Origin of the sequence: Denitromonas iodatirespirans, from assembly GCF_018524365.1 — a bacterium.
Taxonomy (GTDB): Bacteria; Pseudomonadota; Gammaproteobacteria; order Burkholderiales; family Rhodocyclaceae; genus Nitrogeniibacter; species Nitrogeniibacter iodatirespirans.
Genome location: NZ_JAEKFT010000001.1, coordinates 64,842 through 89,346 on the forward strand (window position 1 = coordinate 64,842; position 24,505 = coordinate 89,346).

Here is a 24,505-nt window from a genome sequence, read left to right on the forward strand (position 1 = left end):
TCGCCATGGCCGGCAGACGACGCGCGCTGCTGCGTCGGCGGGAATTCAGCCCACCATCGCCGCGCCGGCCTCGGCCAGCAACTCGCGCAACACCGAACGATGGCAGTGCGCCTCGTCTTCACAGTAGCAACCGACCGAGAAATTGCTCTGGTGGGATAGCGTAGCCAGCAGCGCGATGGCATGCCGGCTCTCCGGTGTCGACATCTCGGCCCGGTACTTCTTGATGAACGCCGCCCACTCGGCCGGCGTCTTGGCGGCCTGGCCGAGCTTCATGGTCTCCAGGCTCGGCGCCAGATTGGGAAACCACACGTCGTACCAATTTTGCGACGCGAACTCGGCCTTGGGCACGCCCCGCGGCGGCCGACGCACGGTGCCGATGCGCGTTCCCTCGTCCGCGGCCCGCGCGCTACCCAGCCGCACAACCCGAACCCCCATCGCGACGCCTCCCGCCAAAGATCACACGTTCCAGTCTAGCCAGCGCAGCGCGCGGCCACCATGCGAAACGCCGCTCAGCCGCCGGCGGCCGCCTCCGGCACGAAAGGCAGGATGTTCGCCAGCGCGCGCTCCACGTAGGCCTCCTTCTCGCCCACCGGCGCCACGTAGTGCAAGGCACTGCGCGCCGCCTCGATGCCTTCGGTGCGCGCCAGCACCCAGGCCGCCAGATACTGCGACGACAGACACCCGCCGGCCGTGGCCAGATTGCCCTGTGCGAAAAACGGCTGATTCAACACCTCGACCCCGGCCTCGACCACCCAGGGCTTGGTCGTCAGATCGGTACACGCCGGCACCCGGTCCAGCAAACCCAGCTTCGCCAGAATCAGCGTTCCCGAGCACTGCGCCCCGATCAGCTGCCGCGCCGGATCCAGCCGCAGCTGCGCCATCAGGCTGGCATCGGTGACGAACTCGCGTGTCATCGCCCCGCTGCCCACCAGCACCACCTCGGCCGAACACGCTTCCGCCAGCCGGCTCTGGGCATGGACCGTCACCCCATTCATCGACGTCACCGCCGCCTCGGGCGCGCAGATCGACACCCGCCAGTCGGGCCGCTTGATACGGTTCAGGATGCCCAGGGCGATGAACGAGTCGAGTTCGTTGAAACCTTGGGCGGTGATGATGGCGATGTGCATGGCAGGGGCTCCCCGGATGGCTGACGCCACCAAGGATGACGCAGATTCCGTCGGCATTCCACCCGCGCGGCCGGTGTTGTCGGCGCAGCACGCCAGTGGGAACGCACTGGCTCGGGTCTGCCGACAGCCGATGGCGGTTGCACCGCTAAACCTCGATCCGCGCGCGGAACCCTCTGGCCGCGTAATACGACTCGGCGCCATTGTGATAGACGAAAACCTGTCCGTAGCGACGATCGCAGAAGAGCGCCCCGCCCTGCGCCCTGATGTCCGCGGGCGTGCTCACCCAGCTTGAGGTCTTCCGGTCGAACTCCCCGAGCGCTTGCAGCGCCCGGTACTGCGCTTCGGTCAGGATGTCGACGCCCATCGAAGACGCCATGCCAGCGGCACTGCCGGCGGGTTTGTTCGTCTTTCGTGCCTCGAGCGCTTCGGGGTCGTAGCACAGGCTGCGCCGGCCAGACGGGCTCTCGGACGAGCAATCGCAAAAGATGAATGCACCGGTTTCGCGGTCGCAAGCGATGACATCCGGCTCGCCGCCGGTACGTTCCATGTCGTGGAGTATCGCCAGCTTCTGCGCATTCGCCGCCAACCTCGCCTGCACGGCATCCCAGGTCAGCCCTTCATGGCGTGCCATGTTCTCCTCGAACCGGCGCTTGAGCGCACCGAGCAGATCCTTGCGCTGTTCTGCGTTCACGTTTCAATCTCCGTTCTCCGTCTCACCACGATTCTTGCCGACGTGATGATTCGTCGACAAGCAGGCGCGCTCCGGCAGGACATCCCCGTGTTGATCTGAAGCGATGCGAGTCCGTGGCGGCTCCGCCGCGAGATTGGCGGGTCGAACCCCGCCCTACAGCCCGGGCAGCGCCCTGCCCCTGAGCATGCGCACGTCGGCAACGGCGATGCGGCGGGCGAACGGGCGGGTGGAGTCGATGCCCTCTTCGTAGCGGACGATCTCGTATTCGCTGAAGCCTTCCTGCCGCGTGAGGCGCTCGGCGTTGCGGCGCAGTACTTGGCGGGCTTCGCCGTCGCCGCCGGTATGCAGGAGCTTGTGCTTGAGGTTGAAGCGCACGAGGCGCTCGTCCATGCGGGTGGCTTCGATCTGCCAGTTGGGCGCCAGCGGATCGACCAGCGCCCAGGCGGCGACCCCGCCGGCGATGTGCGGGTTGGTGGTGTAGCCGTGTTCGAGCACGGTGATGGCGGCGGCCGGGGCGAGCAGCCATTGCTGCGAGCCGTTTTCGCCGGGGCCGGGGATGTGGCTGCAGCCGACGATGGCCAGCGATGCGGTGGCGAGGAGCAGGCGCATGGCGTGTCTCTCAGCTCAGGTAGTTGAAGAGGCTGAGCTGATTGATGCGCAGGAAGGATTGCTGCGAGGCCTGCAGATAGGTTTGCTGCAAGGTGAGGTTGCTCACCGCCTCGGCGTAGTCGACATCCTGCAGCCGCGAGAGGGTCTGGCTGTACTGGATGTCGAGGTCGCTGCCGACCGATTCGAGCGTGTTCAGCTCGACCATGCGCGAGCCGACCGAGGCGCGCACCGTCAGCACCTGGTCGAGGCTGCGGTCCATGCCGTCGATGGCCTGGGCGACGGCGCCCTGGATGCCGACGGTGGGCGACGGGTTTTCGAGCGCGCGGACCATGTTGGTGTACATGTTGAAGACGTTGGCGCGCGGGCCGACTTCGAAGCTGTCGCCGACGTTGGGCGTGCCGCCCATTTCGAGCTGCACGGCGCCGAAGGTGAGCGTGGGCCCGCTCTGGCTGACCACCGCGGCGCCGGTGTCGGCGTCGGTGACGTTGTAGTTGGTGCCGTCCCACTGGATGTCGTAGCGGGTGCCGGTGTAGGCACCGGTGAGCTGGGTCTGGGCGATGTGGCCGGTGCCGCCGTTGGGCGCGACCGGCACGGCGAAGAACTTGCCCGGGTCCTGGCGCACGGCATTGAAGACGTCGCTGCCGGCGTTGCTGATCGGCATCAGGCGCGAGGCCGACACCTGCAGCGTGCGCTGGCCCTGGTCGCCCTGGTAGCTGACGCCGTCGATGGTGCCGACATAGGGTTGCTGGTCGGCCTGATACCCGGAAAACAAGTATTCGCCCTGCCCGTTCTGGCTGTTGGCCAGCGCCAGCATGGACTGGAAGCTGGCACGCACATCGGTGGCGATGGATTTGAGTTCGCTCGGCGCATAGGTGCCGTTGCCGGCTTCGACCGCGCGGGTGCGCGTGTGGATGATGAGCTCTTCGACCGCGGCGAGTTTGTTCTCGACCAGGCCGAGGGAGTCCTTGGCATAGCCCTGGTTGATCTGGTGCTGGGCGTTGATGCCTTTGGACTGGCTGAGCTCAAGCGCGCGCGCCGAGGCGATCGGGTCGTCCGAGGGGGCGATGATGCGCCGGCCGGTGGACACCTGCTGCTGGGTGTGCAGCATCTCGGCGGTCTGCCGCTGGATGGTGTTCACGCCGGTCTGGTAGATCATGCCGGTGCTGATACGCATGGTCTTGCTCCTGTCTCGTTAGCGCGCGATGGAGAGAATTTCGTCGAACAGGCTGGAGGCGATCGACATCACCCGCGCCGAGGCCTGGTAGGCCTGCTGGAAACGGATGAGGTTCGCGGCCTCTTCGTCGAGATTCACGCCGGACAGCGCTTCGCGGCTGGCCGAGGCCTGGCCGACCAGCGTCTCTTGCGCGGCGCGGCTGACCTTGACCTCGCTGGTCTTGTTGCCGATGGTGCTGACCAGGTTGGAATAGGTGGACTGAAAACTGGAGGTGGCCGAACCGCCGGCCGCCAGCATGGTTTTTGCCGTTTGCAGGGCGGCGAGCGCCACCGCATTGGTGTTGTCGGCCACGCCACCGGTGTTGCTCTCGAGCGTGATGCGGTCGCCATTGGCCGGCACGCCGGAGAGCTTGATGTCGATGCCGCCGAGCGCGCCCGGCAGGGTACGCGTCACGCCGGCCGAGTCGGTGGCGGGGTTGAAGGCGATGCTGCCGATCAGGGTGTTGCCCGAATCGCGCACGTCGTACTGGTTGGTGCCGCTGTTGAACTGCAGCGAGTAGGTGCCGATGTGCGGCGAGTTGGCGGCAAAGCCGGCCACGCTGGTGACCGTCACCCCGGCGGTGGCGGCCGTGCCTGCGTTGTTGGCGGCCACCTGGGCGCGCACCGGTCCGGCCGCCGCCACCAGGCGGGTGTCGCCGATCCCGACGCGGATGTTGGCCGAGGCGTCCATGGTCGGTTCGATGACGAAGGCCTCGCCCGCCACGGTGGTTCCCGGCGGCGTGATGGTCAGCCCCACCCCGGCGGCCGACACCGTGGCATTGGTGCGCGTATTGACCAGCGTGAAGCCGCCGGTGGTGTTGGTATAGGTGAGCCGATAGCTGTCGCCGGTGAGGTTGGCGACATTGCCGAAGGCCACCGTCGGCGTGCCGGTGGCACCGCTGACCGGCCGCACGCTGGGGCTCAGCGGGGTAAAGAAGTCGAGCCCGAGCCCGCCGTCGAGATCCTGCCCGAGGCGGTGCTGGGCATTGAAGGTTTCGGTGATGCCGACGGCGACCAGGCCGAGCTGGCTCTGGGCGGTATCCAGCGCGCCGCGGCGGAATTCGAGCAGGCCGCCGAGCGATCCGCCGGTGATCAGCGATTCGGGCATCTGCACCGCACCGCCACCGATCAGTTGCAGGCCGACGGACAGGCGCTGCGGGTCCTCGGTGCTGGGCGTGGTGGTCAGCGTCGTCACCTGGCCACGGATGACCAGCGGCTGCCCGTTGCCGATGAATACGCTGAGCGAGCCGTCGCTTTCGGTCACGGTGCTGATCTGCACCAGCTGATTGAGATCGCGCAGCACATTGGCGCGCAGGTCGTGCAGATCGTTGGCCGGCGAGCCCGGACCGGCCGATTCGGCCACCAGGATGCGCTGGTTGATCTCGGCCAGTTGCGTGGCATGGGCGTTGATCTGGGTGACGGTGCTGGCAATCTCGCCTTCGACCCCGCTGCGGATGTCGCGCAGGCGCCCGTCGATCTGCTGGAAGCGTGCGCTCAGCGACTCGGCCGATGCCAGCATGGCCTGGCGTGCCGGCACGCTGGAGGGATTGGCCGCCAGCTCCTGCACGCCCTTGAAGAAACTCTGGATGGCCGGCGAGAGGCCGGCGGTGGGGTCGGCCAGCAGGTTGTCGATCTGCGTGACCTGCGCTTCATAGGCGGCGAACGAGGCACGGCGCGTGTCGGCGGTGAGCACCTGGTTTTCGAGAAACTGGCTGTACACCCGCTTGACCGAATCGACCTGCGTGCCCTGGCCGAAGAAGCCGACACCGCTGAACACCGGGTTGAGCGTGCTCTGGCCCACGGTCTGGCGGCTGAAGCCGGGGGTGGAGGCATTGGCGATGTTGTGGCTGGTCGTGTTCAGCCACGCCTGGGCGGCGTTCAGACCTGTAATGCCGATGTTGAGCATGCCTGCCATGGTGATTCCTTGTCGCTGAGCCTTTTACGACAGGATCAGAGCAAATCTGATGCCAGTTCGACAAACGGCCGCCGCTTTCGGGAACGGACGTAGCGGGTGCGGGGTGCGGATCGAAGGCGGGGTGCCTAGTCGGACCGGTGTTCCCGGATTCCGCTGCGCTGCATCCGGGCTACGCTGGTGCGAACCAACGGACGTAGCCCGGATGCAGGCCGCAGGCCGGAATCCGGGAGCGGCGTGCCGATCGGGAACGGCGTTCAATGGCGTGCGGGGTATGAATCGGCGGCGGGAGTGCCTGACCGGGCCGGTGTTCCCGGATTCCGCGGCGCCGCATCCGGGCTACGCAGCTGCGGATCAGCCCGGCAGTGCGCCGCGCAGCGTGGGGCCGGTGATGATGCGGGTGAGTTTTTCGGCGTAGCGCGGGTCGGTGGCGTAGCCGGCGGCCTGCAGTTCGCGGGCAAAGGCGGCCGGGTCTTGCTGGCCGACGACCTCGGCATAGCGCGGGCTGGAGCCGATCAGGCGGGCGTAGTCGCGGAAGGATTCGGCATACGAGCCGTAGGCGCGAAAGCGCGCCGACTCGGTGGTGGGCCGGCCATTGACGTATTCGGTGGTATCCACCGTCACCGTCTTGCCCTGCCAGCTGCTGCCGGCCTTGATGTTGAAGAGATTGTGGCTGGGCTGGCCGCTGGCGTCGCGCAGCTGGTACTTGCCCCAGCCGGTTTCCAGCGCCGCCTGGGCGACCATGAAGTGGGCCGGGATGCCGGTGGCGCGGCTGGCGGCCTGGGCATGCGGCATCACCTGGCGCACGAAGGCGGCGGCATCGGGCGAAATCTCCGCCGGCGTGGGCGCGATGCCCGGCGTGCTCACGCCGGCGGCACCGGTTGCCGGCAAAGCGGCACGGCGGGCGGCAAGATCGACCGGCGGCAAGGGCACGGCGGCAGCAATTGCCGGCCGGCGCGGCACGGAGGCGATGTCGAAGCCGGCCGAAATTTCCTCACGGCTGGGGGCCTGCATGGGGTCGCCGCCCATCTGGGCGATCAGCGCCTTGGCCAGCCCGGCACCGCCGCTGGCGGCCATGTTGGCGGCCAGTTGCTGGTCGAGCAGCGACTGATACATCCGGGTCTGCTCGTTGTCCATCAGGCCGGTGGTGGGCACCGCGGCGCGCATGGACTTGAGCACCATGGCCAGAAACAGCGCCTCGAACTGCCGGGCCGCCGCGGCGACGGCTTTCGGATCGTTGTCCTTGGCCAGCCGCTTGAGGTCGGCCATGGCGTTCGGATCGAGGGTGTTCATCTGCGCCACGCCCTGCATCAGATCACCTCGAGATCCGCGCGCAGCGCGCCGGAAGCCTTCATGGCCTGGAGGATGGAGATGAGGTCCATGGGGTTGGCGCCGAGCGCGTTGAGCGCCTTGACCACTTCGGCCAGATTGATGCCGGCCTGCACCCGCATCAGCGCGCCGCCAGACTGCTCCACCGACACGTCGCCACGCTGACCGACGACGGTGCGCCCGCGCGCCAGCGGATTGGGCTGGCTGACCACCGGCTCGGTGGTCACCGAGACCGACAGGTTGCCATGCGCCACCGCGCATTGCTGCAGGGTGACGGCCTGGTTCATGACCACCGAGCCGGTGCGCGAGTTGATGATCACCTTGGCGGTCTGCAGCGCCGGGGTGACATCGATGTTTTCGAGCCGGCCGAGGAAGGCCACGCGCATCGACGCATCGGATGGGGCGCGCACCTGGATGGTCCGCCCGTCCAGCGCCTGCGCCTGACCCGGTGAGGTGGCGCTGTTGATGGCGTCGACCATGCGCTGGGCGGTGCCGAAATCGGTCTGCTCCAGTTCGAGCAGGACCACATCGCCCTGCCCCAACGCCGTGGCCACCGCGCGCTCGACCGTGGCGCCGTTGGGCACCCGGCCAGCCGACAGGTGATTGACCACCACCGAGGCGCCGCCGCCCGAGGCGCCGGCACCGCCGACCACCACGTTGCCCTGCGCCATGGCGTAGATCTGGCCGTCGGCGCCCTTGAGCGGCGTCATCACCAGGGTGCCGCCGCGCAGGCTCTTGGCGTTGCCGATGGACGAGGCGGTCACGTCGATCTGCTGGCCGGGCCGCGCGAACGGCGGCAGGTCGGCGGTGACCATCACCGCCGCCACGTTCTTGAGCTGCAGGTTGGTGCCCGGTGGCATGGTCACGCCCATGTTGCCGAGCATGTTGATGATGCTCTGCACGGTGAATGGCGTCTGCGTGGTCTGGTCGCCCGAGCCGTCGAGGCCGACCACCAGGCCGTAGCCGACCAGCTGGTTGCTGCGCACGCCGGCGATGTTGGCCAGGTCCTTGATGCGCTCGGCGTGGGCGGCGCCGACACACAGCGCGCAGGCGGCGGCCATCAGCCACCGTAGGGCGGGTTTCAAGCCGCCAAACCCCATCCACGATCGATGGCGGGTTGAAACCCGCTCTACTGAAAATGCGCGTGCGCTATTCATGGCAACCTCAGATCGGCAACAGCAGCAGGAAGAAGCGCTGCAGCCAGCCCATGATCTGGCTGTCGTTGATGTAGCCGCTGCCCTTGTATTCGATGCGTGCATCGGCCACCTGGGTCGATTGCACGGTGTTGCTGGTGGTGACATGGGTCGGGTTGACCACGCCGGAGAAGCGTATGAATTCGTTGCCCTGGTTGATCGCCACCTGCTTCTCACCCGACACCAGCAGATTGCCGTTCGGATAGACCTCGATCACCGTCACGGTGATGGTGCCGTTGAACAAGTTGTTGGCCGCGGCCGCGCCCTGGCCCGAGAAGTCGCTCTCGCTCTCGGCCTCGACACCCAGCCCCGCCAAGCCCTTGAGGGGCAGCTTGTTGATCGAGGTGATGCCGGCCGTCAGCGAACCGTCGCGGCTGGCGCTGGCGTTGGATGCCTTGCGCGCCGTGGTGCTCTCGGCCAGGTTGATGGTGATGGTGTCGCCCACCATGCGGGCGCGGCGGTCTTCGAACAGCGGACGCACGCCGGAGCTCTGGAAGATGGCGCCATTGGCCGGCACCGTCTGGGCGCGCGGGTCGGGCCGTGCGGACATGGGCTGGTGCACCGCGGTCGGCGGCGTGGTTTCGAGCGCCGCGCAACCGGTCAGCAAGGCGGTGAGCAGCAGGGGGATCAGGGCACGCATGGTCAGCCGTCCTGCTCCGCTTACAGCTGGGTCAGCCGGCCGAGCATCTGGTCGGAGGTCTGGATGGCGCGGGAGTTCAGTTCGTAGGCGCGCTGGGTGGTGATCAGTTGCACCAGCTCTTCGGCCACGTTCACGTTGGAGGTCTCGACATAGTTCTGGTTGAGCACGCCGGCCCCGTTGCTGCCCGGGGTGTTGGCCGTGGGCGTACCACTGGAGGCGGTCTCGAGGAACTGGTTCTCGCCCGCACTCTGCAAGCCGCCCGGGTTCACGAAGGTGGCCAGCTGGATGGTACCGATCTGCGTCGGTGCCACCTGCCCGGCCTGCTGCACGCTGACCGTGCCGTCCTTGCCGATGGTCATGCTCAGGGTGTCGGAGGGCAGCACGATCGCCGGGCTGAGCGGATAGCCGCTGGCGGTGACGATCTGGCCCTGGTTGTCGAGCTGGAAGGAGCCGTCGCGGGTGTAGGCGGTGGTGCCGTCAGGCAGCTGGAGCTGGAAGAAGCCCTCGCCCTGGATCGCCACGTCCAGGCTGTTGCCGGTCTGCTGCAGGTTGCCCTGGGTGTGGATGCGCTCGGTGGCCACCGGACGCACGCCGGTGCCGATCTGCAGGCCGCTGGAGATCTGTGTCTGCTGGGTGGACTGGGCCCCCGGCTGGCGCAGGGTCTGGTAGAGCAGGTCCTCGAACACCGCGCGCGAACGCTTGAAGCCGGTGGTGGACACGTTGGCCAGGTTGTTGGAAATCACGTCCAGCTGGGTCTGCTGGGCATCCAGGCCGGTGCGGGCAATCCACAGTGAGCGGATCATGTCGGGCTCCTTCGCGCGCTCGGGCGCAGTGCATTCGCGTGGGCCGGCACGCCGGTGCGGCCCTTGACATCAGAGTACGCCGGCCGGCGCCATCCCGATGCGAGGAAGAAGCGCCGATTTTCCGGTCAGTTCCGGCTCTCAGGCTCTTAACCGGTACTCAGCAGTTTGGTGGCGACCTGGTCGTTGGTCTCGGCCTTGCGCAGCAGTTGGGTCTGCATTTCGAACTGCCGCGACAGCGAGATCATGTTGACCATCTGGTCGACCACATTGACGTTGCTGCCTTCGAGGTAGCCGCCGGCCACCTGCACGTTCTCGTCCAGCGGCGCGGGCACGCCGGCAGCGGTGCGGAACAGGCCGTCGTCGCCGCGACGCAGCTCGGCCTCGGGCGGGTTGACCAGCTTGAGGCGGCCGATCACGTTCACCGCGTTCTTGTCGCCGGTGGTGGGGATCGCCGAGATCGAGCCGTCCTTGCCGATGGTGATCTGGTTGTCGGGCGGAATCGTGATGGGCCCGCCGTCGCCGATCACGGCACGGCCGTCGCGGGTCTGCAGCACACCCTCGGGCGAGAGCTGGAAGCTGCCGTCACGGGTGTAGGCCTCGCCGCCATCGGCGCCTTGCACCGCGAACCAGCCCTTGCCCTCCACCGCCACATCGTAGGTGCGGCCGGTCAGTTGCAACGGCCCCGACCGAAAGTCGCTGCCCACGCTGGCATCGACCACGAAGGATCGGCTGGCCAGCGGCGAGTTCTGCACATCGACCGCCCGGAACTTGTGGATCTCGGTGCGAAAACCGGTCGAGGTGGCGTTGGCCATGTTGTGCGAGGCCGCCGCCTGTTGGGTCAGGATGTGCTTGGCGCCAGTCATCGCCGTGTAGATCAGCTTGTCCATGTTCTCGAACCTCGTAGCCGGTGATGCGCAGCGAGCGCCACGCCCCCACCCAAATCACCAATAACCAATAACCAATTACCAAATAACCGATTAACGCAAATTGACCAGCGTCTGCAGGATCTGGTCCTGCGTGCGGATCGACTGGGCATTGGCCTGGTAGGCGCGCTGCTGGGTAATCATGTTGACCAGTTCGGCGGTCATATCAACGTTGGACTCTTCGACCGAGCCGGCGGACAGCTGGCCCAGGCTGCCCGAGCCCGGTGCGCCGATCAGCGGTTGCCCCGACGAGGGCGACTCGCCCCACAGGTTGCTGCCCAGCGAGAGCAGGCCGCCGGGGCTGGCGAAGTTCGCCAGCACTACCTGGCCGAGATTGCGCGACTGGCCGTTGGAGTAGCGGCCCTGCATGGTGCCGTCTTCGGCGATGGTGATGCCTGACAGGCGGCCGGAGGCGTAGCCGTCCTGCGCCTGACGGTTCACCCCGAAGGCACTGCCATACTGCGAGCTGCCGGCAAAATCGAGCGTCACGGCCTGCGGCGAATTGGCGCCAAACGAGGCAGGAATGGTCAGCGACAGGTTGTGCGAGGCGCCCGCGGTGAGCACGCCGGCCCCGTCGAAGGTCATCGACGGGCTACCGGTGGCCAGGGTGGCCGCGCCGCCATCGAGCTGAGTGTAGAGATCCCAGGTGCCGCCGCCGGTCTTCTGGAAATACATGCTGAGGATGTGGTCGTTGCCCAGCGAATCGAACACCGTCACCGAGGTCGAGGCGTTGTAGGTGGTGGGGTCGGTGGCGTTGAAGGCCACCCCCGGCGCGGTCGCGCGCGAGTCAAGGTTGAGGCCGATGGCGATCGCCGCCGACGGCTGCGGCTGCAGATCGGAGGTGTTGATCTGCAGATCGGTCGGCGAGGACGGCAGGATGTTGCCCTGGTTGTCCGCCGCATAGCCGGTGAGCCGGTAGCCGGACGAATTGACCAGGTAGCCGTCCTTGTCCACATCGAACTGGCCGTTGCGGGTGTAGGCGATGGAACCCTGGCCGCTGACCCGGAAGAAGCCCTGGCCGTTGATGGCGACATCCAGCGGATTGCCGGTGGGCGTGATGTTGCCCTGGGAGAACTGTTGGGTCACTGCTCCGACCGCCGTGCCAATACCGACCTGCACCCCGGCAGCCGCGCCATTGAGGGCGGCCGCATAGACGTCGGTGAATTGGATGGCGCCGCCCTTGAAACCGACGTTGCTGCCGTTGGCGATGTTATTACTGATCACGTCGAGGGCTTTGGAGGCGGCATTCAGACCGCTCAAACCTTGTTGGAAAGCCATGGTGATACGCTCCCGTCAGAGAATTTGCTGGATTTCGTTGAGCTGGAAGATGCCCAGCGAACCGACTTGCAGATCGACGCTCTTCGGCCCACGGATCACACTGGAGACCTGCCCAAGCTCCAGTGCGGTAGCGGTCACCTTGTCGTCGCCGCTGGTGGCGGCGATGCTGACGGTGTAGGCGCCGGCCGCTGCAGGCGTGCCGTCGGTGGCGGTGCCGTCCCACTGGAAGGAATGGGTGCCGGCTTCGTAGGCGCCCAGGTCGACCTTGGCCACTTCGAGGCCGTTGGCGTCGGTGATGGTCACGATCACCTTGTCGGCACCGGCATCGAGCTTGAAGCCGCCGAGCGAGCCCTGATCGGTCAGCACCAGCCCCTTGCCCGGCACCAGCACGCCACGACCGAGCAGTTGCGCGGCCTGCAGCGCCTCGGAGGACTGCTGCCCTTCCATCAGCTCGGCGAGCGTCTTGTTGAGGCGCTCGATGCCATCGACCGTGCTGATCTGCGCGAGCTGGGAGGTCACCGCCGCGTTGTCCATCGGATTGAGCGGGTCCTGGTTCTTCAGCTGCGTGGTCAGCAGCGTCAGGAAGCGGTTCTGCGCATCCTCGGTGGTCGACGCCTTCTGCGTGTCGGTCCGCGCGAGGTTGCTGAGGATCTGTTGGGCGCTGGTGGCGCTATCGACGGCCATGGCTCGTCTCTCCTTTACTGGCCGATGCTCAGCGTGCGCTGGAGCAGCGTGCGGGCGGTGTTCATCACCTCCGCGTTGGCTTGATACGACCGCGAGGCGGAGATCATGTTGACCATCTCCTCCACCACGTTGACGTTGGGCATTTCGACATATCCCTCGCCGTTGGCGGCGGGGTTGGCCGGGTCATAGACCATGCGGCCGGGCTCGGCGCTCTCGACGATCTGGTTGACCTTGACACCGACCGAGCTGGCGCCATCGACCGCCTCGGCCGAGAACACCACCTGCTTGGCCTTGTAAGGCTGGCCGTCGGGGCCGGCCACACTGTCGGCGTTGGCCATGTTCGAGGCGGTCGTGTTGAGGCGCACGGACTGGGCATTGAGGGCCGAGCCGGCGATCTTGAAGACATTGAGCATGCTCATGATAAGGGCCTGCGACTATTGGTTTGGGGGTCGCGCTCGGGTCTATTGGCGTGCAGGGCAAGGCGCGCCGACGCGGTCTGGGTGGCTCCCAGACAAGGAGGCGCAACGCCGCCATGCGCGCCAATAGACCCGAGCCCTCCGGGTTGTTTCCAAATGGCTTCGCCACTGCGTTGCACTCGTTGCCAAGGGGACCCGCCCTTGGCTGCCTCGCGCGCCTTGTTGCGAAGCCATTTGGAAACAACGCGATCCCCCAAACCAATAGTCACAGGCCCTCTCCTCACTGGCCCTGAACCGCAGACTGCATGCTGCGCAACAGGCCGTTGATGAAGGTGATGCTCGCTTCGTAGTGCAGCGCGTTCTCGGCAAAGGCGGCGCGCTCCACATCCATATTGACGGTGTTGCCATCGACGCTCGACTGCTGCTCGGTGCGATAGCGGGCGGCCGCTTCCAGCGGATTGGCCGTGGTGCCCGATTGATGACCGCGTGCGGTGGTGGCCAGGGCCAGCGGGCCGAGCCGGGAACCGAGCGCGCCGGACAGCGCGGCCTTGAAGTCCAGGTCGCGCGCCTTGTAGTTCGGCGTGTCGGCATTGGCGATGTTGGACGACAGCAACTGCTGGCGATAGGCGCGGATGTTCAGCGCGTTCTGGTGGAACTGCAGTGCGTTGTCGAGCCGGTTGGTCATGGTGTCACCTCGTCTGCTGTGCCTCGGGCCATCGGTGGCTGGCGCCAGGGGCAGGAACCCCATTGCACCTTTCATGCCAGGCATCCTACGCACCGGGCAGACGCCCCCATCGGCCGAATAAGCCCGCAAAACGTGGGTATTTCGGCCGCCGCGGCGGCAAATCCGGCCGGCGGGGCGGCAAGCTTTGCCGATCCGGCAAACAGGGGGAAAAACCCCGGCCTGTTCACGGCAAGGCCACGGAGCGCGTCATGCTGTAATGCCGCCATGAGACGCATTGCCCCCTGCCTGATCCTGCTCGTCCTGGCCCTGTTCGGTCGCCCCGCCGCGGCCCAGTCCGCCGAGACCATCCGCGCCGTGGTGCATGAATTCCTGCGCGGCCAGACGGCCGGCATGCCCGGCGAGGTGAACATCGAGGTCACGCCGCCGCAGGCCCAGCCCCCGCTGCCGCCTTGCGACCGCATCGAGCCCTGGCTGCCCGCCGGCGCGCGCGCCTGGGGCCGGGTACGGGTCGGCGTACGCTGCGTCGGCCAGGCCAGCTGGTCGCTGTATGTGGCCGCCCAGGTCCAGGTGATCGGCCCCTATCTGGTCAGCGCCCGCGCGCTGCGCCCCGGCGAGATCCTCACCGCCGCCGATCTGGCCGAACAACACGGCGACCTCACCGAGATGGGCCGCCAGCTGCTGACCGACCCGGCGCAGGCGGTCGGCAGCCAGATGCGCTTCGCCGTGGCGCAGGGCCAGCCGCTGCGCGCCTCGATGATCGCCCAACCGCAGGTCATCGAATCCGGCCGGCCGGTCGCGGTGATCGTGCAGGGCAACGGTTTCCGGGTCGCCAACACCGGGGTTGCCCTGAGCAACGCCCGTGCCGGCGACGGTGTGCGCGTGCGCCTGCCCTCGGGCAAGGTGGTGCAGGGAATCGCCAGCGAAAACGGGGAGGTCCTGCTCAGTCCGTGATATGTTTCACAGCATGGCCTCAGGTGGGGCGGCGTTACATTCAGTATCTAAATCGGATGCTAAAGTTCTCTTGTGCGTCGCCGTAACAGCACCTGTAGTCATATAAAAAAAGAGGACCAGGCTGTGAAAATCGACAACTCCGTGAAATCGGTGGGCAACACGCCTGCCGGCGAGCAGCGCGTCAAGGCGACTGCCACAGCGCAACCGAGCGCCCCGACGGGCGATCAGGTGCAGCTGTCATCGGGGCTGCAGAAGGCGGAAAAGGCCATTGCGGCAACTCCGGTGGTTGATCAGGCGCGCGTAGATGAAATCAAACAGGCCATCAGCGACGGCCGCTTCGAAGTGGACGCCAACAAGGTCGCCGACGGGCTGATCGAAAGCGTCCGCCAGATGCTGGCGTCGCAACCGCACAAAGCGTGACGAACCAGCATCCAGATCGCCTTCGGCTGCACGCCCTGATCATCGACGAAGCCTCGCGCCTGCGCGGCTTCGTGGATCTACTCGTCCGCGAGGAGCAATTGCTCATCGCCGGCGAGGCCGACGCATTGATGCCGGTGGCCGACGAAAAGAACCAGCGTTACCGCCAGCTTCAGAAGATCAACGACGACCGCACCCACGTGCTGGCACGCCTCGGCCTGCAGCCATCGGACAAGACCATCCGCGCCTTGTGCCAGGATGCACCCGCCGCGCTCGCCGCCTGGGACACCGTGCTGACGTTGGCCCGCGAGGCGCGCGACCGCAACCAGCGCAACGGCGTGCTCATCGTCGAGCGCATGCAGCACAACCAGGCCGCCCTGACCACCTTGCTGGCCGCGGCCAACCAGCCCCAGCTCTACGGCCCGGACGGCCAGTCCCGCCCGGCCGGCGGCGGCCGCAGCCTGGGCAGTGTCTGAGGCGCATCACTCACCCCGGCGGTCCCTCCGCACCGCACAACGGACAGAATCATAGTCCCAACTGCGCCAGCTCGAACTCGCTCCGAAAATTCCGTGCAGCACCCTTCATGCAAACAACGTAGTGCTGTCCCTCAGGCGAATTCAGGTACCGCACCAGCGCTTTCCGCACTTGGCGCTGCGCCCACTTGGCGGGAGCCGTCAAATCCCACGGTCTGGGAACGAGGTGCATGGCCCGCGTGCATTGCTCACTTCCGGCAATAAGTCGCCCGAGCACTTCATACACGCCGTAGTTGATCGTCCAAGTATTGACGACCGGTCCGTAGAACTTGCTCAGGACGTGGCGCATTTCTTCCGACTCCACTTGATCAATCGCTTCCATCAGACACGCTCCTATTGAATTTCGATGGTGGACAAAATGATTTCGAACTCGGCCCGGCTGATGTTCTTGAACATGCCGTTCATCACGTAGTCGGGCTGATCGTCGCGAATCACGTAGAAATGGTGAGTGCGTGCCGTTCCGTAGGCAAACAGCTCACCGCCATGGTCCAGTCGGGCATGCAACCGATACTCCTCGCTCGGCAACCCTTGGCTCTTCATGTAGGCACAACCGATCTCGTCGAGCCCAAGAAACACGGTGCGCATGAACTCGGCAGGCGCAGTGTCCTTCTTGTGGATAGCGACAGATTGACGAGTTTCGTAGCCAAGAACGCCGACAATTCCTTTGGGATGATCACCGAAGCCAACACTGCCGTACGGAAAGGCCCCCCATTTCGAAAAATCTGACGGGATCCTCAACGTGGCCACTGGCTGCATCGCAAATGCCACAGCGACAAGATTCGGGGCGGTTTGCCCGACAACCTCAGGCCGGAACGGTTCGAACTGCGGAGGTTCGCACGCTGCCGCCGCGGCCACCACTGGGCAAACTCCGGTCAGAGCGACGATGAGAGAAGCTTTGAAATTCATGGAAATTCCTTGATACGGGGTGACGGCAGATCATCACCAAATAGACTGCGCACTTAAAAAATATTCGAACAGCATGTTATTGCGCTCAGCTTTTCTTCGCAACACCGATGCACCGCCACCGCGGAAAAGCACCGCTCCCCATACAGCGAAAAAAATCGTTATCCTTTGGCCCGGCAGCTTCGGGCCTCCCGGCTTCATTCGGAACCTCCATGGCAAGCAACACCACTTACGACGAATCCTCCTTCCGCGTCCTCAAGGGCCTGGAGCCCGTGCGCGAGCGGCCGGGCATGTACACCCGCACCGACTCGCCGGCGCACATCATCCAGGAAGTGATCGACAACGCCGCCGACGAGGCGCTGGCCGGCTCGGCGAAGAAGATCCAGGTCACCGTCCATCGCGACGGCGCGGTCACCGTGGCCGACGACGGCCGCGGCATCCCGGTCGGCCTGCATCCGGAAGAAGGCGTGCCGGTGGTGGTGCTGGCCTACACCCGGCTGCACGCCGGCGGCAAGTTCAACAAGCGCGAGGGCAACAGCGCCTACGCCTTCTCCGGCGGCCTGCACGGCGTCGGCGTGGCAGTCACCAACGCGCTGTCGCTGAGCATCGAAGTCGAGGTCAAGCGCGACGGCAAGGTGCATCGCATCGTGTTTGCCAACGGCGGCGAGCGCATCGGCCCGCTCGAAGAGATCGGCACCTGCGGCCAGCGCAACACCGGCACCACGGTCAAGGTGTGGCCCGATCCGAAATACTTCGACGTGCCGCGCGTGCCGATGAACGAGCTCGAACGCCTGCTGCGCTCCAAGGCCGTGCTGCTGCCCGGCGTGGCGGTGCAGCTCGACATCGAGCAGGCCGACGGCAGCCTCGCCAGCAAGCAGTGGCACTACCCCAACGGCCTGGCCCAGTATCTGTCCGAACTGGCCGGCGACCAGGAACCGGTGGCGCCGCTGTTCACCGGCGAGAAATACGCCGCCAGCGACGACGAAGCCTTCGCCAGCGGCGAGGGCGCGGCCTGGACCTTCGGCTGGTTCGACCCGGCGGTGCCGGCCGAATCCTATGTGAACCTGATCCCCACCGTGGCCGGCGGCACGCACGAGTCCGGCCTGCGCGCCGGCGTCTTCGAGGCAGTGAAAAGCTTCATCGAGCATCACGCCCTGCTCCCGCGCGGCCTCAAGCTGCAGCAGGACGACGTGTGCAACCGCCTGAGCTTCGTGCTCTCGGCGCGCCTGCTCGACCCGCAGTTCCAGGGGCAGGTGAAGGAAAAGCTCAACTCGCGCGAGGCGGTCAAGCTGGTCTCGGGCATGGTGCGCGACCCCTTCGAGATCTGGCTCAACAACCATGTGGACGCCGGCAAGGCGATCGCCGAGCTGGCGATCCGCGCTGCCACCGCGCGCCAGAAGAACGCCAAGAAGGTCGAGAAAAAGAAAACCTCGGGCGTGGCGGTGCTGCCCGGCAAGCTGTCCGACTGCGAAAGCGAGGACATCGACGACAACGAACTCTTCCTGGTCGAGGGCGACTCGGCCGGCGGCAGCGCCAAGCTGGCCCGCAACAAGGAAACCCAGGCCATCCTGCCGCTGCGCGGCAAGGTCATGAACGCCTGGGAGATCGACCCCGACCGCCTCTACGCCAACAACGAGATCCACGACATCGCCGTGGCGCTGGGCGTCGATGCCCATGGCCCCAACGACACACCCGACCTGACCGGCCTGCGCTACGGCAAGGTGGTGATCATGTCGGATGCCGACGTCGACGGCGCCCACATCCAGACCCTGCTCTTGACCCTGTTCTTCCGCCATTTCCCCAAGCTGATCGAGGCCGGCCACATCTACGTGGCGCAGCCGCCGCTGTATCGGGTCGACGTACCGGCGCAGGGCAAGAAGCGCCCGGCGCGCCGCCTGTATGCGCTCGACGACGGCGAGCTGACCGCAATCCGCGACCGCATGATCCAGGAGGGCTTCAAGCCCGAGGCGCTGGAGATCGGCCGCTTCAAGGGCCTGGGCGAAATGAACCCCGAGCAGCTGCGCGAAACCACCATGGACCCGGCCACCCGCCGCGTGCTGCCGGTGCGCGTGCGCCCCGAGGCGCTCGACGACACGCTGCGCATGTTCACCCTGCTGATGGGCAAGGGCGAAGCGAGCAACCGCCGCGCCTGGATGGAGACCAAGGGCGACACGGTCGACGCCGACCTCTGAGCCCCGCCATGCTGCGATGCCGCCTGATCCTGCTGAGCCTCGCCGCCCTCCTGGCCATGGCGGTGCTGCCGGTGCGCGCCGAGATCACCGTGCTACAGGTGGCCGACTACTCGGCCTCGCGCGCCAGCCTCGGCCGTGCGCTACGCTACGGCGCCAGCCTGGCCATTGCCGAGGCCAATCGCCAGGGCGGCCTCCATGGCGAGAAGTTCAAACTGGTGGCGCTGGACGACCGCTACGAAGTCGCCGAGACCCTGCGCCTGCTCAAGGAAGGCATCGACAAGCATGATCCGGTGGCGGTGGTGAACCTGCTGGGCACCGCCAACACTGGCGCCGTGCTCCAAAGCGGTCTGCTCGATGCGGCGCAGATCGCCCTGATCGGCCCCTACACCGGCGCCGACCACCTGCGCGTGCCGCTCAACCCGCGGGTCTTCCATGTGCGGGCCAGCTACGCCGAGGAGGTGGATCGCATCGTCCAGCACTTCGCCAACTCGGGCATTCGACGCATCGGCATCGTGCACGAGGCCGATCCCTTCGGCGAGTCGATCCACACGGCCTTCGTCGCATCGCTCGCGCGGCGCGGCCTGCAGGTCGCCGGCCGCGGCGTCAGCCCGCGCGGCAGCGTCGACGTTTCCGGCGCCGTGGCCGCGGTGATGGCGGCCGATCCGCAAGGCGTGATCATCGGCACCGCCGGTTCGCCCACCGGCGTAGCGATCAAGGCGATCCATGCCGCCGGCCTGCGGGTGCCGGCGGTCGGGCTGTCGGTCAATGACGCGACCCAGATCGTCAAGACCGCTGGTGTCGAGGCTGCCCGCGGTTTCGGCATGGTCGCGGTCATGCCCGACCCCAACGCCTGCGCCTTGCCGATCTGCCAGGAGCTGCGCGCCCTGCATGCCGCGCTCGGTGACGCGACCGAAACCCTGTCGCCCAATACCATGGAAGGCTTCATTGCCGCCCGGCTGATGTTGCGGGCCGCGGCCAGCGTCCGTGGCGCGCTCACCCGGCAAAAGCTGCGCGACGCCCTCGACGCGATGGGGCCGACCGACCTGTCGGGCTTTCTGATCCGCTATTCGCCCACCCACCACAACGGCTCCAGCTACAGCGACATCGGCGTGATCGGCGCTGGCGGCCACATGATGTACTGAGATTCATGAGTCACGACACCCTCGACCTGTTCGCTCCGCCGCCCACCGGCGACGCCCCCCAGCCCGGCGCCGATCTGCCGCCGCCCGCACCGCCGCCGGGCGGCACCCAACCGCCGATGGGCGACGACGCCCTGCCGCTCGACCTATTCGCCGAGCGCGCCTACCTTGCCTACGCGATGAGCGTGGTCAAGTCGCGCGCCCTGCCCCAGGTCGAGGACGGCATGAAGCCGGTGCAGCGCCGCATCCTGTTCGCCATGAACGAGATGCGCCTGTCGGCCAACAGCAAGCATGTGAAGTCGGCCCGCGTGGTCGGCGACGTGATCGGCAAATACCATCCGCACGGCGACAGCTCGGTGTACGACGCCATGGTGCGCACCGCGCAGGATTTCTCGCTGCGCTACCCGCTGGTCGACGGCCAGGGCAACTTCGGCTCGCGCGACGGCGACTCGGCCGCCGCCATGCGCTACACCGAATGCCGGCTCACGCCGATCGCCGAGCTGCTGCTCGCCGAGCTCGACCGCGGCACGGTGGATTTCGCCCCCAACTACGACGGCGCCTTCAAGGAGCCGGTGCTGCTGCCGGCGCGCCTGCCCTTCGTGCTGATGAACGGCGCCTCGGGCATTGCGGTGGGCATGGCCACCGAGATCCCACCGCACAACCTGCGCGAAGTGGCCAAGGCCGCCTGCCTGCTGATCCGCAAGCCCGAGGCCACGCTCGACGAGGTCATGGAAGTGCTGCCCGGCCCGGACTACCCCGGCGGCGGCCAGCTGATCTCCTCGGCCGAAACGCTGCGCGACGCCTATGCCGGCGGCCGCGGCAGCCTGCGCCTGCGCGCCCGCTGGCGCATCGAGGAGATGGCGCGCGGCCAGTGGCGCGTGATCGTCGACGAACTGCCGCATGGCGTGTCCACCGCCCAGGTGCTGGCCGAGATCGAGACCCTCACCAATCCGCAACCGCGCGCCGGCAAGAAGGAAGTGTCGCAGGAGCAAAGGCAGCTCAAGCAGCTGGTGCTCGGCGTGGTCGAGACGGTGCGCGACGAATCCTCCGACAAGGCGCCGATCCGCCTGGTGCTCGAGCCGCGCTCGAGCCGCCAGAGCCGCGACGAATTCATGGCCGTGCTGCTGGCCCACACCAGCCTCGAGACCTCCACCTCGCTCAACCTGACTATGATCGGCCGCGACGGCCGGCCGCAGCAGAAGAACCTGGTGCAGATCCTGAGCGAATGGATCGACTTCCGCTACGTGACGGTCGAGCGGCGCACCCGCCATCGCCTGGACGAGGTCGACCGCCGCATCCACATCCTCGAAGGGCGGATGATCGCCTTCCTCAACATCGAGGAAGTGATCCGCGTGATCCGCGAGTCGGACGAGCCCAAGCCGGCGCTGATCGCCGCCTTCGGCCTCACCGAGATCCAGGCCGAAGACATCCTCGAGATCCGCCTGCGTCAGCTGGCCCGCCTCGAAGGCATCAAGATCGAACAGGAACTGGCCAAGCTCAAGGAAGAGCGCGACGGCCTCACCCACCTGCTCGACAGCCGCCCGGCGATGACCAAACTCATCCTCAAGGAGATCGAGGCCGACGCCAAGCAATACGGCGACGAGCGCCGCACCCTGATCGAGACCGTCGCCCCGGCGGCCGTGGCCGAGATCAGCGTGGCCGACGAGCCGGTGACGGTGATCGTCTCCAAGCATGGCTGGGTGCGCACCCGCCAGGGCCACGGCATCGACCCGGCGAGCATCAACTACAAGACCGGCGACACCGGCTTTGCGGTGATCGAAACCCGCACGGTGTGGCCGCTGATCGTGATCGACACCAAGGGCCGTGCCTACACCGTGCGCGTGGCCGACCTGCCCGGCGGGCGCGGCGACGGCACGCCGATGGCCACGCTGGTGGAGTTCCAGGACGGCGCCAAGCTGGCCCAGGTGGTCACCGCCGCGCCCGAGGCGCACTACCTGTTCGCCAATTCGGGCGGCTACGGCTTCATCTGCAAGATCACCGACGCCACCACCCGCCAGCGTGCCGGCAAGGCCTTCATGACGCTCGAAAAAGGCGAGAAGGTGCTCGCCCCGACGCCGGTCAAGGGCGACTGGATCGTGGCGCTGTCGGACAACGGCCGCGTGCTGGTCTTCCCCGCCAGCGAAATGAAAATGCAGTCGGGCGGTCGCGGTGTCATCGTCATGGCGCTCGACGCCGAGGCGCAACTGGCCGCCGTGGCGGTGCCCGACAACGCCGCCAACCTGATCGTCGAAGGCATCGGCCGCGGCAATCGTGCCACCGAACTGAGCCTCAAGCCCAACCAGCTCGAACTGTGGCGCCACCGGCGGGCGCGCAAGGGCGTGCCCTTGCCGCAGAAGCTCAGGCCCACCGGCGCGCGCTGAGGCGTTTTCACCGACGACCCTCGCCTGCCCGACCCGGGGCTGCAGCATGCCCCGGGTGTTTTCTTCCTCGAACAAGCGATCTGCGCAAGGCCGTTTCATCCTGCCCACGCCTTCACACCCAAAAAGACAGATCTTTCCGGCCCGCCTCTCGTTTAATGGACAGACCCCGGCGATCCCGGGCCCTCTCCTCCGGGCGTGTCGGCAGACCCGTCGGCGCGCCCGGAGACCTGCTGCGCCGTGCGCCACACAATGACGGGCCGCCCCGCCATGAACGGGCCCCACGCACCCGCCGCCACCCACAGGAGACATCCATGATCGCCACCCGCCGCCTCCCCCTGCTCGTCGCCGCGCTGGCCTTCTGCGCCGCCCTGACCGCGCAGGCCGACACCCTCGACACGCTGCGCCGGACGCGCACGCTGACCATCGGCTGGGTCCCCGGCAACGCGCCGTTCGGCAGCCATGCCGCCAACGGCACCCCGCAGGGCTACACCATCGATCTGTGCAAGCACATCGCGGCCGACCTCAAGGCCCGACTGGACCTGCCCGAGCTGAAGATCGTCTATGTGGAGACCGACTGGGACACCCGCTTCACGATGCTGGATACGGGCAAGACCGACATGGACTGCAGCGCTTCGACCATGACCCGCGATCGCCAGGCGCGTTACGACTTCTCCCCGGCCTTCTACGTCACCGGCACTCGCCTGCTGACCCGCAAGGCCGACAAGATCCGGTCGATCGACGATCTGGGCGGCCAGACGCTCGCCATCATCAAGAACACCACCGGCGAAAAACTGGTAATGGCACACAATGACGCCGCCTCCCTGGGGCTGAATTTCATCTACGTGCTCGATGCCGACGCCGGCATGGCCGCAGTGCGCGAGGGCAAAGCCAAGGCCTTCGTGCTCGACGACATCATTCTCTACTCGCAGATTTCCGCCGCCGCCGACGGCGCACAGTACGAGGCGGTCGGCGCGTTTCTGTCGATCGAGCCCTACGGCATCATGATGCGCAAGGGCGACACGCCCTTCACGAAGATGGTCAGCGACAGCCTGAGCGCCTTGTTGCCGACGGCCGAGATGCCGGCGCTGTATCAGCGCTGGTTCAATACCCCGACCCTGAACGTGCCGCTGAACCGGCTGACCAAGGAAACCTTCATCACCCCGAACCGGGAGCCGGCCTTCCCGTGAGCGCCCGCGCGCGCCTCGCGCACGCCCAGAAACACCGGGCCGGCCTACACGCCGGCCATCACCACCCGGTTGCGGCCGCCGAACTTGGCCTTGTACAAGGCTTCGTCGGCCGCGGCCAACATCGCGCTGAAGCCGCTGTCGCGGTCATAGGGGCAGGTCACGCCGATGCTCACGGTGACCGTCTCCATCTTTGAAGCGTCCACCGCGGGCAGTTCCATGACGCTGGTGCGTAGCCGCTCGGCCACCATCAGCGCATCCAGGCGGCCGGTTTCGGGCAACAGGATGCAGAACTCCTCGCCCCCCCAACGCCCGACGAAGTCCTGCTGACGCAAGGCGCCCTGGATGGCACCAACCACGGCACACAGCACGGCGTCACCGGTGGCGTGGCCGCAGCGATCGTTGATGCGCTTGAAGTGGTCGATGTCGACCATCAGCATGCTCGGATAGCGTCCGGTGCGCTGGCTGCGCGCAATCTCGCGCGAGGCCAACTCCTCGAAGGCATGGCGGTTGTAGATGCCGGTCAGCGCGTCGGTGGTGGCGCGCTGGTAGAGCTCGGCAGTGAGCACTTCGCCCAGCGCCAGCATGAAGAACAGCGACGAGACGCTCACCGTCAGGAAGAAGGCGATGATCGAGAACTGCTGCATCGGGTCGCCGAAGAAACTGCTGTGGCTCAGGTCGCCGCCGCTCATCGTATCCACCGCCCGCACCCCGCTGACCAGCGCATAGGCCAGATAGACGACGATCAGGAGGCCTTCGATCGGACGCCGCCCATTGCCGCCCCCGGCCCACAGCTCGCGGACAATCATCAACAGCACCGGAAGCTTCAGCACCGACACCAGGACGATGCGCAGATTGATGTCGTCGTCGCTCACGAAAGTGCCCCCATACAGGGCGAAACAGAGCAACACCCAGACCAGTACCCACCGATCGTGCGTGGCGGGTCGGCCGTGCAGCGAGCGGATCGCCAGATAGGCCAGCCCGAAACCGGTGACGATCAGCGTATTGCCGAGCACCACCGACAGGAAATCGGGCACGCTCGTGCGAAAGAAGATGAAGGCCGCCCCCAGGGCCAGCGCGGCACTCGCCTCGCCCCACCGCCGCATGGCCTGCGAGACCCCGACCGGGTAGTGCCCGGCCACCACGAACATGGCGACCGCGATGGACAGGCAACTGACCGCGGACAGGAACATCACTGAGGGGATATCAAGATGCATCGGCAGCGGATCTCCGTGACATGGATCACACGCTCCCAGTCTAGACAGTGCGTGCGATGCCTTGATTATGCCTGCAACCATCCGTC

25 protein-coding genes are annotated in these 24,505 nt (G+C 66.8%); 7 read left to right on the forward strand and 18 right to left on the reverse strand.

Annotated features, from left to right (window positions below; genetic code table 11):
* Positions 1 to 45 precede the first annotated feature (45 nt).
* The 15 genes from I8J34_RS00325 to flgB all read right to left on the reverse strand — a co-directional run bounded on the left by I8J34_RS00325 (position 46) and on the right by flgB (position 13,502).
* On the reverse strand, positions 46 to 435 hold the full coding sequence (locus I8J34_RS00325; RefSeq protein WP_214359362.1) for a DUF488 domain-containing protein: 390 nt from the start codon (positions 433 to 435) through the stop codon (positions 46 to 48).
* Positions 436 to 509: 74 nt separating this feature from the next.
* Complete coding sequence (locus I8J34_RS00330; protein ID WP_214359363.1) at positions 510 to 1,127, reverse strand: DJ-1/PfpI family protein; 618 nt, start codon at positions 1,125 to 1,127, stop codon at positions 510 to 512.
* Between the two features lie 145 nt (positions 1,128 to 1,272).
* Positions 1,273 to 1,818 carry a DUF4256 domain-containing protein gene (locus I8J34_RS00335; RefSeq protein WP_214359364.1) on the reverse strand — a complete coding sequence of 182 codons (546 nt, stop codon included), beginning with the start codon at positions 1,816 to 1,818 and terminating at the stop codon, positions 1,273 to 1,275.
* Positions 1,819 to 1,971: 153 nt separating this feature from the next.
* Entirely contained in the window at positions 1,972 to 2,427 is a 456-nt protein-coding gene (locus I8J34_RS00340) for a hypothetical protein (RefSeq protein WP_214359365.1), read from the reverse strand.
* 10 nt (positions 2,428 to 2,437) lie between these two features.
* Positions 2,438 to 3,601, reverse strand: a complete 1,164-nt coding sequence (gene flgL / locus I8J34_RS00345; protein WP_214359366.1) for a flagellar hook-associated protein FlgL — start codon at positions 3,599 to 3,601, stop codon at positions 2,438 to 2,440.
* 18 nt (positions 3,602 to 3,619) lie between these two features.
* Positions 3,620 to 5,554, reverse strand: a complete 1,935-nt coding sequence (gene flgK, locus I8J34_RS00350; protein ID WP_214359367.1) for a flagellar hook-associated protein FlgK — start codon at positions 5,552 to 5,554, stop codon at positions 3,620 to 3,622.
* Between the two features lie 351 nt (positions 5,555 to 5,905).
* Positions 5,906 to 6,862, reverse strand: a complete 957-nt coding sequence (flgJ, locus tag I8J34_RS00355; protein ID WP_214359368.1) for a flagellar assembly peptidoglycan hydrolase FlgJ — start codon at positions 6,860 to 6,862, stop codon at positions 5,906 to 5,908.
* On the reverse strand, positions 6,862 to 7,941 hold the full coding sequence (locus tag I8J34_RS00360) for a flagellar basal body P-ring protein FlgI (protein WP_214359624.1): 1,080 nt from the start codon (positions 7,939 to 7,941) through the stop codon (positions 6,862 to 6,864). The genes flgJ and I8J34_RS00360 overlap by 1 nt, the downstream gene beginning before the upstream one ends.
* 103 nt (positions 7,942 to 8,044) lie before the next feature.
* Complete coding sequence (locus I8J34_RS00365) at positions 8,045 to 8,713, reverse strand: flagellar basal body L-ring protein FlgH (protein ID WP_214359369.1); 669 nt, start codon at positions 8,711 to 8,713, stop codon at positions 8,045 to 8,047.
* Between the two features lie 20 nt (positions 8,714 to 8,733).
* Positions 8,734 to 9,516: a flagellar basal-body rod protein FlgG gene (gene flgG, locus I8J34_RS00370; protein ID WP_214359370.1), complete on the reverse strand. Its 783-nt coding sequence runs from the start codon at positions 9,514 to 9,516 to the stop codon at positions 8,734 to 8,736.
* A gap of 146 nt (positions 9,517 to 9,662) precedes the next feature.
* Positions 9,663 to 10,403, reverse strand: coding sequence for a flagellar basal-body rod protein FlgF (gene flgF / locus I8J34_RS00375; protein WP_214359371.1), 741 nt, complete (start codon positions 10,401 to 10,403; stop codon positions 9,663 to 9,665).
* Between the two features lie 90 nt (positions 10,404 to 10,493).
* Complete coding sequence (flgE, locus tag I8J34_RS00380) at positions 10,494 to 11,717, reverse strand: flagellar hook protein FlgE (RefSeq protein WP_214359372.1); 1,224 nt, start codon at positions 11,715 to 11,717, stop codon at positions 10,494 to 10,496.
* 15 nt (positions 11,718 to 11,732) lie between these two features.
* Positions 11,733 to 12,401 carry a flagellar hook assembly protein FlgD gene (locus I8J34_RS00385; RefSeq protein ID WP_214359373.1) on the reverse strand — a complete coding sequence of 223 codons (669 nt, stop codon included), beginning with the start codon at positions 12,399 to 12,401 and terminating at the stop codon, positions 11,733 to 11,735.
* A gap of 14 nt (positions 12,402 to 12,415) precedes the next feature.
* Entirely contained in the window at positions 12,416 to 12,820 is a 405-nt protein-coding gene (gene flgC, locus I8J34_RS00390; protein WP_214359374.1) for a flagellar basal body rod protein FlgC, read from the reverse strand.
* A 277-nt stretch (positions 12,821 to 13,097) separates the two neighbouring features.
* Complete coding sequence (flgB, locus tag I8J34_RS00395) at positions 13,098 to 13,502, reverse strand: flagellar basal body rod protein FlgB (RefSeq protein ID WP_214359375.1); 405 nt, start codon at positions 13,500 to 13,502, stop codon at positions 13,098 to 13,100.
* A 264-nt stretch (positions 13,503 to 13,766) separates the two neighbouring features.
* On the opposite strand from flgB, the gene flgA reads away from it, so the two are divergent.
* The 3 genes from flgA to I8J34_RS00410 all read left to right on the forward strand — a co-directional run bounded on the left by flgA (position 13,767) and on the right by I8J34_RS00410 (position 15,346).
* Positions 13,767 to 14,453 carry a flagellar basal body P-ring formation chaperone FlgA gene (gene flgA / locus I8J34_RS00400; RefSeq protein ID WP_214359376.1) on the forward strand — a complete coding sequence of 229 codons (687 nt, stop codon included), beginning with the start codon at positions 13,767 to 13,769 and terminating at the stop codon, positions 14,451 to 14,453.
* Positions 14,454 to 14,576: 123 nt separating this feature from the next.
* Positions 14,577 to 14,873, forward strand: coding sequence for a flagellar biosynthesis anti-sigma factor FlgM (flgM, locus tag I8J34_RS00405; RefSeq protein ID WP_214359377.1), 297 nt, complete (start codon positions 14,577 to 14,579; stop codon positions 14,871 to 14,873).
* Entirely contained in the window at positions 14,870 to 15,346 is a 477-nt protein-coding gene (locus I8J34_RS00410; protein WP_214359378.1) for a flagella synthesis protein FlgN, read from the forward strand. Before flgM ends, I8J34_RS00410 begins: the two co-directional genes overlap by 4 nt.
* Positions 15,347 to 15,395: 49 nt before the next feature.
* On the opposite strand, the gene I8J34_RS00415 is transcribed toward I8J34_RS00410, so the two are convergent.
* Together I8J34_RS00415 and I8J34_RS00420 are read right to left on the reverse strand one after the other, a co-directional pair.
* Complete coding sequence (locus tag I8J34_RS00415; protein WP_214359379.1) at positions 15,396 to 15,725, reverse strand: hypothetical protein; 330 nt, start codon at positions 15,723 to 15,725, stop codon at positions 15,396 to 15,398.
* Between the two features lie 11 nt (positions 15,726 to 15,736).
* Positions 15,737 to 16,309: a hypothetical protein gene (locus tag I8J34_RS00420; RefSeq protein ID WP_214359380.1), complete on the reverse strand. Its 573-nt coding sequence runs from the start codon at positions 16,307 to 16,309 to the stop codon at positions 15,737 to 15,739.
* A 209-nt stretch (positions 16,310 to 16,518) separates the two neighbouring features.
* On the opposite strand from I8J34_RS00420, the gene I8J34_RS00425 reads away from it, so the two are divergent.
* From I8J34_RS00425 to I8J34_RS00440, 4 genes are all read left to right on the forward strand, one after another.
* Positions 16,519 to 18,498, forward strand: a complete 1,980-nt coding sequence (locus I8J34_RS00425; RefSeq protein WP_214359381.1) for a DNA topoisomerase IV subunit B — start codon at positions 16,519 to 16,521, stop codon at positions 18,496 to 18,498.
* A gap of 8 nt (positions 18,499 to 18,506) precedes the next feature.
* Positions 18,507 to 19,640 (forward strand): ABC transporter substrate-binding protein, encoded by a 1,134-nt coding sequence (locus I8J34_RS00430; RefSeq protein WP_214359382.1) that lies wholly within the window; start codon positions 18,507 to 18,509, stop codon positions 19,638 to 19,640.
* 5 nt (positions 19,641 to 19,645) lie between these two features.
* Positions 19,646 to 22,018: a DNA topoisomerase IV subunit A gene (parC, locus tag I8J34_RS00435; protein ID WP_214359383.1), complete on the forward strand. Its 2,373-nt coding sequence runs from the start codon at positions 19,646 to 19,648 to the stop codon at positions 22,016 to 22,018.
* A 311-nt stretch (positions 22,019 to 22,329) separates the two neighbouring features.
* Positions 22,330 to 23,205, forward strand: a complete 876-nt coding sequence (locus I8J34_RS00440) for an amino acid ABC transporter substrate-binding protein (protein WP_214359384.1) — start codon at positions 22,330 to 22,332, stop codon at positions 23,203 to 23,205.
* Between the two features lie 44 nt (positions 23,206 to 23,249).
* Here the strand turns inward: I8J34_RS00440 and I8J34_RS00445 are convergent, their stop codons facing one another.
* Positions 23,250 to 24,419, reverse strand: a complete 1,170-nt coding sequence (locus I8J34_RS00445) for a GGDEF domain-containing protein (protein WP_214359385.1) — start codon at positions 24,417 to 24,419, stop codon at positions 23,250 to 23,252.
* Between the last annotated feature and the right edge of the window lie 86 nt (positions 24,420 to 24,505).

Coding starts and splice junctions, on each gene's coding strand:
- parC (WP_214359383.1), top strand. CDS start 19,646: ATGAGTCACGACACCCTCGACCTGTTCGCTCCGCCGCCCACCGGCGAC.
- I8J34_RS00415 (WP_214359379.1), bottom strand. CDS start 15,725: ATGGAAGCGATTGATCAAGTGGAGTCGGAAGAAATGCGCCACGTCCTG.
- I8J34_RS00420 (WP_214359380.1), bottom strand. CDS start 16,309: ATGAATTTCAAAGCTTCTCTCATCGTCGCTCTGACCGGAGTTTGCCCA.
- I8J34_RS00445 (WP_214359385.1), bottom strand. CDS start 24,419: ATGCATCTTGATATCCCCTCAGTGATGTTCCTGTCCGCGGTCAGTTGC.
- flgC (WP_214359374.1), bottom strand. CDS start 12,820: ATGAGCATGCTCAATGTCTTCAAGATCGCCGGCTCGGCCCTCAATGCC.
- I8J34_RS00365 (WP_214359369.1), bottom strand. CDS start 8,713: ATGCGTGCCCTGATCCCCCTGCTGCTCACCGCCTTGCTGACCGGTTGC.
- flgJ (WP_214359368.1), bottom strand. CDS start 6,862: ATGCAGGGCGTGGCGCAGATGAACACCCTCGATCCGAACGCCATGGCC.
- I8J34_RS00385 (WP_214359373.1), bottom strand. CDS start 12,401: ATGGCCGTCGATAGCGCCACCAGCGCCCAACAGATCCTCAGCAACCTC.
- flgE (WP_214359372.1), bottom strand. CDS start 11,717: ATGGCTTTCCAACAAGGTTTGAGCGGTCTGAATGCCGCCTCCAAAGCC.
- I8J34_RS00430 (WP_214359382.1), top strand. CDS start 18,507: ATGCTGCGATGCCGCCTGATCCTGCTGAGCCTCGCCGCCCTCCTGGCC.
- flgG (WP_214359370.1), bottom strand. CDS start 9,516: ATGATCCGCTCACTGTGGATTGCCCGCACCGGCCTGGATGCCCAGCAG.
- I8J34_RS00425 (WP_214359381.1), top strand. CDS start 16,519: ATGGCAAGCAACACCACTTACGACGAATCCTCCTTCCGCGTCCTCAAG.
- flgK (WP_214359367.1), bottom strand. CDS start 5,554: ATGGCAGGCATGCTCAACATCGGCATTACAGGTCTGAACGCCGCCCAG.
- I8J34_RS00340 (WP_214359365.1), bottom strand. CDS start 2,427: ATGCGCCTGCTCCTCGCCACCGCATCGCTGGCCATCGTCGGCTGCAGC.
- flgA (WP_214359376.1), top strand. CDS start 13,767: ATGAGACGCATTGCCCCCTGCCTGATCCTGCTCGTCCTGGCCCTGTTC.
- I8J34_RS00330 (WP_214359363.1), bottom strand. CDS start 1,127: ATGCACATCGCCATCATCACCGCCCAAGGTTTCAACGAACTCGACTCG.
- flgF (WP_214359371.1), bottom strand. CDS start 10,403: ATGGACAAGCTGATCTACACGGCGATGACTGGCGCCAAGCACATCCTG.
- flgB (WP_214359375.1), bottom strand. CDS start 13,502: ATGACCAACCGGCTCGACAACGCACTGCAGTTCCACCAGAACGCGCTG.
- flgL (WP_214359366.1), bottom strand. CDS start 3,601: ATGCGTATCAGCACCGGCATGATCTACCAGACCGGCGTGAACACCATC.
- I8J34_RS00440 (WP_214359384.1), top strand. CDS start 22,330: ATGATCGCCACCCGCCGCCTCCCCCTGCTCGTCGCCGCGCTGGCCTTC.
- I8J34_RS00325 (WP_214359362.1), bottom strand. CDS start 435: ATGGGGGTTCGGGTTGTGCGGCTGGGTAGCGCGCGGGCCGCGGACGAG.
- I8J34_RS00360 (WP_214359624.1), bottom strand. CDS start 7,941: ATGGCCGCCGCCTGCGCGCTGTGTGTCGGCGCCGCCCACGCCGAGCGC.